At 72.8% G+C, this 11,695-nt stretch carries 12 protein-coding genes; 10 read left to right on the forward strand and 2 right to left on the reverse strand.

Features of this window, described 5'->3' with window-relative positions:
* The first annotated feature begins 123 nt into the window (after positions 1-123).
* From ABZ490_RS39455 to ABZ490_RS39475, 5 genes are all read left to right on the forward strand, one after another.
* Entirely contained in the window at positions 124-693 is a 570-nt protein-coding gene (locus tag ABZ490_RS39455) for a winged helix-turn-helix domain-containing protein (RefSeq protein ID WP_359001890.1), read from the forward strand.
* Between the two features lie 60 nt (positions 694-753).
* Positions 754-1,779, forward strand: coding sequence for an NAD-dependent epimerase/dehydratase family protein (locus ABZ490_RS39460; RefSeq protein WP_359001892.1), 1,026 nt, complete (start codon positions 754-756; stop codon positions 1,777-1,779).
* A 52-nt stretch (positions 1,780-1,831) separates the two neighbouring features.
* On the forward strand, positions 1,832-3,118 hold the full coding sequence (locus ABZ490_RS39465) for a sensor domain-containing protein (protein ID WP_359001894.1): 1,287 nt from the start codon (positions 1,832-1,834) through the stop codon (positions 3,116-3,118).
* Positions 3,103-3,759: a response regulator transcription factor gene (locus tag ABZ490_RS39470; protein WP_359001896.1), complete on the forward strand. Its 657-nt coding sequence runs from the start codon at positions 3,103-3,105 to the stop codon at positions 3,757-3,759. The genes ABZ490_RS39465 and ABZ490_RS39470 overlap by 16 nt, the downstream gene beginning before the upstream one ends.
* A 171-nt stretch (positions 3,760-3,930) precedes the next feature.
* Positions 3,931-5,532 carry a DUF1996 domain-containing protein gene (locus ABZ490_RS39475; protein WP_359001898.1) on the forward strand — a complete coding sequence of 534 codons (1,602 nt, stop codon included), beginning with the start codon at positions 3,931-3,933 and terminating at the stop codon, positions 5,530-5,532.
* A gap of 56 nt (positions 5,533-5,588) precedes the next feature.
* Here ABZ490_RS39475 and ABZ490_RS39480 read toward each other — a convergent pair whose 3' ends face one another.
* Positions 5,589-6,005 (reverse strand): hypothetical protein, encoded by a 417-nt coding sequence (locus tag ABZ490_RS39480; protein ID WP_359001900.1) that lies wholly within the window; start codon positions 6,003-6,005, stop codon positions 5,589-5,591.
* Between the two features lie 98 nt (positions 6,006-6,103).
* On the opposite strand from ABZ490_RS39480, the gene ABZ490_RS39485 reads away from it, so the two are divergent.
* From ABZ490_RS39485 to ABZ490_RS39505, 5 genes are all read left to right on the forward strand, one after another.
* Positions 6,104-6,598: a tetratricopeptide repeat protein gene (locus ABZ490_RS39485; RefSeq protein WP_359001902.1), complete on the forward strand. Its 495-nt coding sequence runs from the start codon at positions 6,104-6,106 to the stop codon at positions 6,596-6,598.
* Between the two features lie 68 nt (positions 6,599-6,666).
* Positions 6,667-8,595 (forward strand): hypothetical protein, encoded by a 1,929-nt coding sequence (locus ABZ490_RS39490; protein ID WP_359002002.1) that lies wholly within the window; start codon positions 6,667-6,669, stop codon positions 8,593-8,595.
* 49 nt (positions 8,596-8,644) lie between these two features.
* On the forward strand, positions 8,645-9,529 hold the full coding sequence (locus ABZ490_RS39495) for a metal-dependent hydrolase (RefSeq protein WP_359001904.1): 885 nt from the start codon (positions 8,645-8,647) through the stop codon (positions 9,527-9,529).
* Entirely contained in the window at positions 9,529-10,554 is a 1,026-nt protein-coding gene (locus ABZ490_RS39500) for a PDR/VanB family oxidoreductase (protein ID WP_359001906.1), read from the forward strand. The genes ABZ490_RS39495 and ABZ490_RS39500 overlap by 1 nt, the downstream gene beginning before the upstream one ends.
* A gap of 56 nt (positions 10,555-10,610) precedes the next feature.
* Entirely contained in the window at positions 10,611-11,300 is a 690-nt protein-coding gene (locus ABZ490_RS39505; protein ID WP_359001908.1) for a TetR/AcrR family transcriptional regulator, read from the forward strand.
* Positions 11,301-11,303: 3 nt separating this feature from the next.
* Here the strand turns inward: ABZ490_RS39505 and ABZ490_RS39510 are convergent, their stop codons facing one another.
* Complete coding sequence (locus tag ABZ490_RS39510; RefSeq protein WP_359001910.1) at positions 11,304-11,666, reverse strand: isomerase; 363 nt, start codon at positions 11,664-11,666, stop codon at positions 11,304-11,306.
* Positions 11,667-11,695 lie beyond the last annotated feature (29 nt).

Genomic DNA, 11,695 nt, shown 5'->3' on the forward strand with positions numbered 1-11,695 from the left:
TAAAGCCGTACACCCCCGGCCTTCGGCCAGCGCGCACGACGTACGTCCCTCGACGAGCCCGACCACGAATCGCGGCCGTCGATCTCCCCGACGAACTTCTCGCGCGAAAAGAGCTGACCTCTCATGGCGACCACCCGTTCCCTCTCCACCGCCACGCTCCCCCACCCCGTCCAGAACGCGCCCCGGCACCGGCTGCGGGCCGTCGGCCCCGACGAGGTCGCGGACGTCACCGATCTCCTGCCGCCCGGCGCCACCTGGCTGCCCGCGCCGCAGCACTCCCTGCCCGACCTGCCCGGCCACCCGGCGATGGTCGGCTACCTCGTGCTGATCCCGGCGGACCAGCAGCAGCCGTTCCAGCCCGCCCCGGTGCCGGCGGACGGGACCGGGACCGCCACGGGCGGCCCGCTCGTGCGCGTCGACCCCGTCCAGCGCACCGCCGAGGTCGACGGACGTGAACTCGACCTGACCTACCTGGAGTTCGAGCTGCTCGCGCATCTCGTGGCGCACCCGAACCGGGTGCACACCCGCGACCAGCTCGTCACCACGGTCTGGGGGTACGGCCATGTCGGCGACGGCCGCACGGTCGACGTCCATGTCGCCCGGCTGCGCCGCAAGCTGGGCGCCCAGCACCGCGGCACCATCCAGACCGTGCGCCGCGTCGGCTACAAGTACACCCCGCCGACCGGCCGCTGACGCTCTGCCCTGAGCAGAGGACGGTTCCGTCCCACGGACCGGCCGGGCACAGTCACCCGCATGAGACTTCTGGTGCTGGGTGGTACGGAGTTCGTGGGACGGGCCGTCGTGGAGGCGGCCGCCGGGCGCGGCTGGGACGTGACGGTCCTGAACCGGGGGCGGCACACCCCCGCCCCGGGGGTGACGGCCCTGACCGGCGACCGCACCGCGCCGGGCGGGCTGGACACCCTCGCCGCGCACCCGGGGGACTGGGACGCCGTCGTCGACACCTGGTCGTCGGCGCCCCGACCGGTGCACGAGGCGGCGCGGCTGCTGCGGGGCCGCGCCGGCCGGTACGTCTATGTGTCGAGCTGCTCGGTGTACACCTGGGCCCCGCCCGCCGGGTACACGGAGGACGCGCCCGTGGTCGAGGGCGCGGCACCCGACGCCGGTCCGACCGACTACGCCCGCGACAAGCGGGGCGGCGAGCTGGCCGCCGTCGACGCCTTCGGCACCCGGGACTCGGTGCTCGTACGGGCCGGGCTGATCCTCGGCCCGTACGAGAACGTCGGCCGGCTGCCCTGGTGGCTGGGCCGGATCGCGCGCGGCGGCCCGGTCCTCGCCCCCGGGCCGCGGGACCTTCCCCTCCAGTACGTCGACGCCCGCGACCTCGCCCTCTGGATCCTCGGCGCGGTCGAGCGGGAGCTGAGCGGCCCGTTCAACCTGATGAGTCCCCAAGGGCACGCCACGATGGGCGAGTTCCTCGACGCGTGCGTGCGGACCACGGGGTCGGACGCGCGCCTGCGCTGGACCGCCCCGCGGACCGTCCTCGACGCGGGCATCGAGCCCTGGGTGCAGTTGCCGGTGTGGGTGCCGCCGGGCACCGACATGCACGACGCGCTGCACGCCGCCGACGTCTCGCGGGCGGTGGCGACCGGGCTGTCCTGCCGTCCGGTCGGGGAGACCGTCGCCGACACCTGGTCCTGGCTGGAGGCGATCGGCGGGACGGCGCCGCACCGCTCGGACCGGGCGGTGAAGGGGCTGGACCCGGAGGTGGAGGCACGGGTGCTGGCCGGGGCGGAGGGTGTACCTGGCACCACCCCCTGACCGGGGGCTTCGGCCCCGTGACCGGCCCCGGACGGTCGGACAGACTGACCGTATGAACACCGACGACACCGCCGCGAAGAGCGGCCGACGCGCTTCCAGGACACGGGAGATGGTGCTCGCCGCCGTACGGGGGCTCGTGCTGGCCCTGGCGGTGTGGCCCTGGACGGTGGTGGTCTACTGCCTGGCCCTCGTCTCCCTCGCGCTGATCCCCGTCGGCGTGGGCCTGGTCACCACCCCCTGGGTGATGCGGGCGGCCCGGGCCCTCGCCGACAACCGGCGCGAGCTCGCGCAGCGCTGGTGCGGGATCCACATCCCGTCCGCCTACCGGCCGTTGCCCGAGACCGCCAACCCGGTACGGCGCACCCACGCGCTGCTGCGCGACCCGGCGACCTGGCGGGACCTGCGCTGGCTGATGGCGGACACGGTGGCGGGGCTGGTCACGACGCTGCTGCCGGTCGTCCTGGTCTTCTACCCACTGGAGGGGTTCGCGCTGGCGGCGGGCCTGTGGCGGGTGGTGTCGGACGGGCCGGGCGCCCCCTACTGGTACGGCTTCGTGCCGGTGAGCAACCAGACGACCGCGTTCGCCGCCGCCGCGCTGGGCGTGCTCCTGCTGGTCGTCGCCGACCGGTTCGCCGTGAGCGCGCTGGGCGTCCACTTCCGGATGACCCGCGGTCTGCTCACCCCCGGCCAGGCCGAACTCGCCGAGCGGGTCAAGGTGCTGACCGACACCCGGCGGGACGCCGTCGACACCTCGGCCGCCGAACTGCGGCGCATCGAGCGGGATCTGCACGACGGGGCGCAGGCCCGGCTGGTGGCCATGGGCATGGACCTCGGCACGATCGAGCTGCTCCTCGACAAGGACCCCGAGAAGGCACGGCAGTTGCTCGCGCAGGCCCGGCAGTCGTCGGCCGAGGCCCTCGCCGAACTGCGCGACCTGGTGCGCGGGATCCATCCGCCGGTGCTGGCCGAGCGCGGACTGGGCGACGCCGTACGGGCGCTGGCGCTCCGGCTGCCGGTGCCGACGGAGGTGGTGGTGGAGCTGCCCGGGCGGGTGGAGGCGCCGGTCGAGTCGGCCGCGTACTTCGCGGTCAGCGAGATCCTCACCAACGCGGTCAAGCACTCCGGCGCCGACCGGATCTGGGCCGACCTGCACCACGCGGAGGGCCGGCTGCGGATCTCCGTCACCGACAACGGCCGCGGCGGCGCGGCGGTCGGGGCGGGGTCGGGCCTGGCCGGGGTGGAGCGGCGGCTGGGTACATTCGACGGCGTCCTGGCCGTCAGCTCCCCGGCGGGCGGTCCCACCATGGTGACCATGGAGATTCCTTGCGCGTTGTCCTAGCCGAAGACCTGTTCCTGCTGCGGGACGGGCTGGTGCGGCTGCTGGAGGCCCACGACTTCGAGATCGCCGCCGCCGTGGAGAGCGGGCCCGAGCTGGAGCGGGCCCTCGCCGAACTGGAGCCGGACGTCGCCGTGGTGGACGTCCGGCTCCCGCCCACGCACACGGACGAGGGTCTCCAGTGCGCGCTCGCGGCCCGCCGGCGCAGACCCGGCCTCCCGGTGCTGGTCCTCTCCCAGCACGTCGAGCAGCTGTACGCGCGCGAGCTGCTCGCCGACGGCAGCGGCGGGGTCGGCTATCTGCTGAAGGACCGGGTGTTCGACGCGGAGCAGTTCGTGGACGCCGTACGGCGGGTCGCGGCGGGCGGTACGGCGATGGACCCCCAGGTGATCCAGCAGCTGCTGGCCCGCCGCGCGGGCGACGGGCAGGGCCCGGTGGAGCGGCTCACCCCGCGCGAACGGGAGGTGCTGGAGCAGATGGCGCAGGGCCGGTCGAACGCGGCGATCGCCGGCAAACTGGTCGTCACCGAGCGGGCCGTCGCCAAGCACACCGCGAATATCTTCGTGAAGCTCGGTTTGGAGGTCTCGGACGACGACAACCGCAGGGTACTGGCGGTGCTGGCCTATCTGGACCGGGCTCGGTGACGGACCAACTACCGTGAGGTGTGGGGCCGTTGGGGATGGTTTGTCGTACGGACCTCTCATCAATTTCTGAGACCGCTGAACACCTCTGGGGCGGGATGCGTATGGGAGGGGGCAGCTTCACTCCTGTCGGGCGCCTCGATGCGACCCCGCCAAGGAAGTCAGAGGAGTTCCATGGGACGCAACATTCGTAAACGCCGTTCGTCGATGGCCACGAAGGCCGTGGCAGCATCGGCGGCCCTAGCGCTCGGCGGGGGCGGGCTGATCTGGGCGAACTTCTACGCTTCGGCGCATGAGTCGAACAACTCGGGTCAGAACACGACCAAGGCCGCCACCGCGGCAGCGCAGGTCGCCACCATCTCCTGCCCGGACGTGGGGCAGAAGCTGACGAACGTGCCGGACAAGGCCAAGCAGGGCGTCGCCACCGAGCTGGCGAACCTCGACAAGCAGATCACCGAGGCCTACGCCCGGCTCGCCTCCACGCGTCAGGCGCAGGCGAACGACGCGGGCTTCGTGCAGAACGCGATCGTCGGCCCCCTGAAGGAGAAGCGGGCGGCCACGATCGACCGGATCCGTATCGACATCCAGCGGGTCGGCGGCCAGTTCAACACCCAGCTCAGCCAGCTCGCGGCCTGCACCACGCAGGCGGCCAACAACACCAACGCGGGCCAGGCGGGCAACGGGCAGAACAACAACGGCCAGCAGAACAACAACAATGGCCAGCAGAACAACGGCCAGAACAACAATGGCCAGAACAACGGCGGCCAGAACAACGGCCAGAACAACGGCGGCCAGCAGAACAACGGCGGCCAGCAGCAGGCGGGCGCCAACGGCCAGGGCGGCAACGGTCCGACCGCGGCCGACTTCGTGGACATCACGAAGGTCCAGGCGAACGCGCAGCTGGGCGTCGGCGCCAACGGCCTCGCGGCCAACGGCAACTCCGGCTCCCGCGGCAGCTTCACCACGAAGTGCGGCACCAACGGCAACGACAACCACAACACGGACAACGTGATCGTGGCCCCCGGTGTCAGCAACGGTGCCCACCACCTGCACGACTACGTCGGCAACCAGTCCAACGACGCTTTCGCGAGCGACCAGGAGCTGGCGGCGGCGCAGACCTCCTGCCAGAACCAGGGCGACAAGTCCTCGTACTTCTGGCCGGTGCTGCGTACCCAGGACGGCACGCAGGACTTCGACCAGAACGCGGACGGCGGTGGCAAGGAGGGCAACGTCGGCAAGATCCTCCAGCCCGCCCAGGCGCAGCTGTCGTTCGTCGGCAACAAGAAGGGCAACGTCGTCGCGATGCCGACGGCGCTGCGCATCATCACCGGTGACGCGAAGGCCTTCGTCAACGGCAACGCGAACGCCAACGTGAACTGGTCCTGCACCGGCTTCGAGAACAAGGTGCAGCTGGAGACGCAGTACCCGATCTGCCCGCAGGGCAGCCAGGTCGTGCGCACGACGTTCTTCCAGAGCTGCTGGGACGGCAAGAACATCGACTCCGCCAACCACCGCACGCACGTGGCGTTCGTCCAGGCGGACGGCACCTGCGCCAACGGCTTCAAGGCGATCCCGCAGCTGAAGGTCCGGCTGGTCTACAACGTCACCCGGCCCACGATCCAGAACGGCGTCGTGAAGAACGCCTACGCGGTCGACAGCTTCCCGGAGAACCTGCACAAGCCGATCACCGACCACAACGACTTCATCAACTTCTTCTCCACGAACACGATGAACCAGATGGTCAACTGCATCAACACCGGCAAGAAGTGCCAGTAGTCATCCACTGAGAAGGCCGGCGGTGAGGATTCCTCACCGCCGGCCTTCTCGTGTGCTCAGTGATCTGCGTGCGCCGAGTGGTCCGTGCCCTCCTCGATGTCGCCGCCGAGCGTCCTGCGCAGCGAGGTCACCGTGCTGGTCTCCTCGCCCACGGCCACCCACTTGCGGCCGACCAGATAGTGGCCGCCGTAGTCCTTGGCGCCGTTGATCCACTCGCGCTGGCCCCGGTCGGTGGCGAAGGTCAGCAGGAGGAACTTCCCCGCGGAGGTCTTGCAGATCGCCTGGCGGAGTTCGTCGGCGTCGGTCTGCATGTTGGGCGTGCAGTCCACCTCGGCGGCCAGGTGCTCCAGGCTGCCGGTCGCCGCCGTCGGGACGGCCACCTCGGCCTTCCCTGAGCTTCCGGACGCACACCCCGCCAGCACCAGCGCCGCCACGGCGGTCGCCGCCGCGAGGATCGGTCGGGTCACCTTCATCTGTCCTCCCTGCGTGAGCCTCGTCCTGGATACGGCTCCCGCGGACGGTCCGCTCAAAATACGCTGCCCGCCTGGCACACGCGTGCGAGAGTGGGCCGGTGAACCACGACTGGGAAGAGCGGGTGACGGCCGCCTGGGCCACCCTCGACCACTATCCGCAGGCGCGGGCCGCGGACTTCCGGGCGGTGATCGACGCACTCGTCGCCGAACTGCCCGGGGACAGCCCCCTCGGCCCCTTCGAACGGGCCTGCGCCTGGGACTCCACCGGCCACAGCGACCGGGCCGTGCCGCTCTACCGGGAAGCCCTCGCCCTCGGTCTGACCGGCTACAAGGGCCGCCGCGCCAGGATCCAGCTCTCCAGCTCGCTGCGGAACATCGGGCGGGCCGAGGAGGGCGTCGCGCTGCTCACGCCCGAACTGGACGCCCCCTCGGACGAGCTGGACGACGCCGTGCGCGCCACGCTCGCCCTGTGTCTGTCCAGCCTCGGCCGCGACCGCGAGGCCCTGTCCCTGGTCCTCGGCGCCCTCGCCCCCCATCTGCCGCGCTACCAGCGGTCGATGGCGCACTACGCACGGGCGCTCGTCGAGTCGTAGGAGTCGAGCGTTCAGGGGCGTGACCCGTGCGGCGGTGACCATCCCCCGTGCCGCTCGTTGCGCTGGACGTGCAGTCACAGGATGTCGCCCCGAGCCCCGCACCCGGTTCCGTCACCGACCGGGCCGTCGACGTCGAGCAGGCCGAGGCCGCGCTCGTCGAGCACTATCCGCGCCTCGTCCGGCTCGCCTATCTGGTGCTGCCGCCGGGCCTCGGCCGGGGCCGCCGGGTCCTGACCGCCCACGCCCTCGTCCAGCGCGCCCTGCCCCGCCGCCGCGCCTCGGCCCCGGTGATCCCGGCCCAGGCGCAGGCCGGCGGCCGGGACGGCGACCCCGGGTACGCGTACGTCCGCCTCCAGGTGGTGCGGACGGCCCTGGAGGCGGGGCTGCCGCTCGCGCGCCCGGCCTGGCCCAAGCGGGCGCAACTGCCGCCGCTGCTCCCCCAGGTACGGGGCCTGAGGCTGTTCCCGCACTCCGGCGGCGCCGACGAACTCGCCCTGGACCAGCGGCTGTCCGCCCTGGACGGCCCGGCCCGTGCCGCCTATGTGCTGCGCGGTCTGGAGAAGCTCGCCGACGGCGAGGTGCGCAAGGTCCTCGCCGAGGCGGGCGTGGCGGACCCCGGCGCGGCGCTGGAGGAGGCCGACGCGCTTCCCGACCGGTACGCGCTGCTCGACTCCCCCGAGTTCGACCCCTGTTCCCTCCAGGCCCGGCCCACCGATCTGCTGCGCCGCCGCCGGCACACCACGGCCGCGCTGGCCGCCGCCGCGGCCCTCACGGTGTGCGGCGCGCTGGTCGCGCTGCCCGGTGACGGCTGGGGCCCGGACGGCGCGGCCGCCCCGGTGTACGCGCAGAACCCGGCCGCCGAGGCCGCGCTCGACCCGGGCCGGCTGCTGCGGGTCTCCCCCGTCGCCTGGAAGACGTCCGCGCGCACCGACTTCTCCGTCTGGCCCGCCCGCGGCGCCCTGGTCCGCGACACCGCGCTGCTGCGCCGCGCCCTCGCGGTCTGGGCCCGCCCCGGCGCGGCGGTGCAGGTCTCGGCGACCCCCGACACCCCCTCCGGCGGCCCGTCCGGCCCGCCCCAGCTGCTGTACGCGGCCGAGGTCGGCAACGCGCGCGTGGTGCTCTTCTACGACGGTCTGCGCATCGCCCGCTACGCCGAGCCGAAGGACGGCACGGCCGGGGCCGCCCTGGACTTCGCGCGGGTCGACGGCGCGACCGGCGCCGAGGCGTCCGCGATCGTCCTGGACCGGGCCGACGGCAACGTCCGCTGGCTGACGGCGCCCTGGGTGACCGCGGCGGGCGAGCGGGACCTCGGCAAGCCGGGCGCCGGGGTGATGGCCCTGACGCTCACCGAGGGCATCACCTCGCCGCTGGCCAGCCCGGCGACCAGGACCGGCACCTGCACCGGCTGGAACGTCCTCCAGCTCACCGACGCGTCGGGCACCCATCTCCTCACCGACCTCGGCGAGCTGGTGCCCGCCCGGCTGACCGGCGGCCGGCCCACCGCGCCGAAGGAGGCCACGGGAGCGGAGGCGCTCGGCACCTGGGCGCCGTACGCCTGCTCGCTGGCCGATGTGCGCGGGCAGGGTGTGCGGACGGTGAACGTGTGGTCGTACGCGCGTCAGCCGCTGCCCGACGCGAGCGGCTCGGCGGAATGGGTGTGCACCCGGGCGGAGACCTGGCGCGGCGACGGGAGCCGGGTGCTGGCCCAGTTCCGCACCCCGGGCGGGCTGTTCGGGGCGGCCGTGGCGAAGGCCGGGGACGTCCCGGCGTGCGGTCCGCGCGATCCGCATGTGCTGGCCGGGGTGCTGTGGAAGTCCCAGGGCGGCCACTGGTACCTCCTCGCGGCCGGTGACGCGGGGACGCGGAAGGTGCGGGCGACCGGCGGGGTGCGGGACTCCGCGCCGGGCCATCTGCTCACCGCCGCCGCGAAGAAGGGGGCGAAGGCGGATCTGAAGGGCACGCTGGCGGACGGGCGGTCGGTGAACGGGCTCAACTGATCGCCGCAGAAGGCTTCACCCCGGGCCTACCCATCAGTACATTGACGTCATGTCTAACAAGGACCGGGTGTCCCTGAGGGCGCGCAAGGTGTCCTTCTCCTGGGAGGACACCCCGCTGCACTGGGTGCCGGGGGATCCGTTCACCACGCACACCATCAATGTGCTGCATCTGCTGCTGCCGGCCGGCGAGCGCTGGTTCGTGCACGTCTACCGGCAGGTGCTGCCGTACATCCGGGACGAGCGGCTGCGCGAGGACGTGATCGGGTTCATCGGGCAGGAGGCGATGCACTCCCAGGCCCACGACGAGGTGCTGCCGCACCTCAAGGAGCAGGGGCTCGACCCGACGCCGTACACCGCACAGGTCGACTGGTTCTTCGAGAGGCTGCTCGGCGACCGCACCCTGCCCCCGGGCCGGCCCCGCCGCTGGTGGCTGAAGGAGCGGGTGGCGCTGATCGCGGCCATCGAGCACTACACCGCCTTCCTCGGCGACTGGGTGCTGAACGCGCACGAGCTGGACCGCAGGGGCGCCGACCCCACCATGCTGGATCTGCTGCGCTGGCACGGCGCCGAGGAGGTCGAGCACCGGTCCGTCGCCTTCGACCTGTTCATGCACCTCGACGGCACCTACCGCCGCAGGGTGCGGACCTGGGCCACCGCCTTCGCCGCCCTCGTCTTCCTCTGGCAGCGCGGGGTCCGCTTCTTCATGGCGAACGACCCGACGCTCACCGGCGGGAGGGCGAGCTTCCGGGCCTTCCACGTCCGCGGACGGCGCGGCACGCTGCCCGCCACCGGCGCGCTGCTGCGGTCCGTCCCCCGCTATCTCAGCCGGAGTTACCACCCCTCCCAGGAGGGCTCCACCGAGCAGGCGGTCGCCTATCTCGCCTCCTCCCCCGCCGCGCTGGCCGCGCTCGCCGCGGAGCGGAGGGCGTCCTGATGGCCCACGCCCTGCGCAAGGCGGCCTTCGTCGCCTGTACGGCCTGGCTGGCACGGCGCGCACTGCGGCGCCGGATCCAGGCCTCGCCGCTGTGGCCGCTGCCCGCGCTGGAGGAGCCGGTCTCCGGGCGGCCCCGGTCGCGGTCCCTGCGGCTGCGGGTGGCCGCGCGGGAGACGGTCGCCGAGGGGGTCGTACGACTGCGCCTCGAAGGCCGGGAGCTGCCGCGCTGGGAGCCGGGGGCGCACATCGATCTGGTGCTGCCGTCGGGGCTGGTGCGGCAGTACTCGCTGTGCGGGGACCCGGCGGACCGCTCCGCGTACACCGTCGCCACGCGGCTCGTCGAGGACGGGCGGGGCGGATCGCGCGAGGTGCACGAGCGGCTCCTGGAGGGCACGGAGGTCGAGGCGCGCGGGCCGCGGAACCGCTTCCCGCTCGCCGAGGCCCCGGCGTACGTCTTCGTCGCCGGCGGGATCGGCATCACCCCGCTGCTGCCGATGCTGCGGGCGCTCCCCGGGGGCGCCGACTGGCGGCTGCTGTACGCCGGCCGGTCGCGGGCGTCGATGCCGTTCCTCGCGGAGGTCGAGCGGTTCGGCGGGGACCGGGTGACCGTGGTGGAGGGACGGCCGGATCTGGACCGGGAGTTGGCGGATCTGCCGGCCGGGGCCGTCGTCCACTGCTGCGGGCCGGAGGGGCTGATGGCGGCCGTGGCGGAGCGCGCGCCGTCCGTACGGGTCGAGCGGTTCGCGCCGCGGACCGCGGGCGGCCGGGCCTTCGAGGTCGAACTGCGGCGCAGTGGACGGACGTTGACCGTGCCGGCCGATTCCTCGCTGCTCACCGCCGTGCGCGCCGAGCTCCCCGGCACGCCGTACTCCTGCGCGCAGGGGTTCTGCGGGACCTGTGTGCAGCGGGTGGTGGCGGGCGAGGTGGACCACCGGGACGACCTGCTCACGGACGCCGAGCGCGGCGACTCGATGCTGATCTGTGTGTCCCGGGCGCACGGTGCGCGGCTGGTGCTCGATATGTGAACACCCGAGGCCGATCCGGTCCGTTCGGGGCCGGATCCGATCGGTAAGGTGGGCGCATGACTACCGGGGTTCGTCGAAGAATGGGAGTCGAGGAGCGTCGGCAGCAGTTGATCGGCGTCGCCCTCGACCTGTTCGCCCAGCGCTCGCCCGACGAGGTCTCCATCGACGAGATAGCGGCCGCCGCCGGTATCTCACGCCCCCTCGTCTACCACTACTTCCCCGGCAAACTCAGCCTGTACGAGGCCGCGTTGAAGCGTGCCTCGGAGGATCTCGCCGGCCGTTTCACCGAGGCGCACGAGGGGCCGCTCGGCTCACGGCTGCTGCGGGTGATGCGCCGCTACTTCGACTTCGTCGAGGAGCACGGACCGGGCTTCTCCGCCCTCATGCGCGGCGGCCCGGCCGTCGGCTCGTCCACGACGAACGCCCTGATCGACTCCGTGCGCCAGGCCGCCTACGAGCAGATCCTGTCCCACCTGGGCATCACGGACCCGCCCGCCCGGCTGGAACTGGTGGTGCGCTCCTGGATCTCGCTCGCCGAGTCGACCGCGCTGATCTGGCTGGACGGGCGGCGCATCCCGCGCGGGGAGCTGGAGGTGCAGCTGGTGCACGACTTCGCCGCGCTCACCGCCGTCAGCGCGGCCTACGACGACGAGATGCGCAAGCTGCTGCACCCCATGCTGGCCGGTGAGCCGGCCGAGGGCCCCTTCGGGAACCTGGCGGCCCGGCTCATCGCACTGGCGTCGTAGCGATCACTCCCGCTCGAACTTGCGGTACGAGGGGTCCAGGTCGCGGACCTCGGCGGAGGCGTGCAGCACGAACCACCCGCCGTCCTCCACATGTTCGCGCAGCAGCTCCAGGACGGCCTCGGTCAGCTTCGCCTTGGTCTCCTCGGTGCGGCCGGCGAGCAGACCGAGGGTGACGTGGACGATCGCATGGCCCCGCTCGCCCGGGTCCTCGTACCCGTACGCGGTCTCGTCGGCCTTGCGGAAGAGGGTCTTGCAGGCCTCCGGCTTGGCGGCCGCGATCTCCACCACCGAGGTGTGCAGAGCCTGGGCGAAGGCGGCCCGGTCGAATTCGATCGAGGCCGAGTGGTCCACGGTGATGTTCGGCATGAGCACTCCTGTTCCAGGGCGACGGCGTC

The sequence above is a fragment of the Streptomyces sp. NPDC005811 genome, assembly GCF_040630405.1.
Taxonomy (GTDB): Bacteria; Actinomycetota; Actinomycetes; order Streptomycetales; family Streptomycetaceae; genus Streptomyces.

Excerpts from the sequence above, each read along its gene's own strand:
- ABZ490_RS39455 (WP_359001890.1), top strand. The coding sequence starts at position 124 with ATGGCGACCACCCGTTCCCTCTCCACCGCCACGCTCCCCCACCCCGTC.
- ABZ490_RS39460 (WP_359001892.1), top strand. The coding sequence starts at position 754 with ATGAGACTTCTGGTGCTGGGTGGTACGGAGTTCGTGGGACGGGCCGTC.
- ABZ490_RS39465 (WP_359001894.1), top strand. The coding sequence starts at position 1,832 with ATGAACACCGACGACACCGCCGCGAAGAGCGGCCGACGCGCTTCCAGG.
- ABZ490_RS39475 (WP_359001898.1), top strand. The coding sequence starts at position 3,931 with ATGGGACGCAACATTCGTAAACGCCGTTCGTCGATGGCCACGAAGGCC.
- ABZ490_RS39480 (WP_359001900.1), bottom strand. The coding sequence starts at position 6,005 with ATGAAGGTGACCCGACCGATCCTCGCGGCGGCGACCGCCGTGGCGGCG.
- ABZ490_RS39495 (WP_359001904.1), top strand. The coding sequence starts at position 8,645 with ATGTCTAACAAGGACCGGGTGTCCCTGAGGGCGCGCAAGGTGTCCTTC.
- ABZ490_RS39500 (WP_359001906.1), top strand. The coding sequence starts at position 9,529 with ATGGCCCACGCCCTGCGCAAGGCGGCCTTCGTCGCCTGTACGGCCTGG.
- ABZ490_RS39505 (WP_359001908.1), top strand. The coding sequence starts at position 10,611 with ATGACTACCGGGGTTCGTCGAAGAATGGGAGTCGAGGAGCGTCGGCAG.
- ABZ490_RS39510 (WP_359001910.1), bottom strand. The coding sequence starts at position 11,666 with ATGCCGAACATCACCGTGGACCACTCGGCCTCGATCGAATTCGACCGG.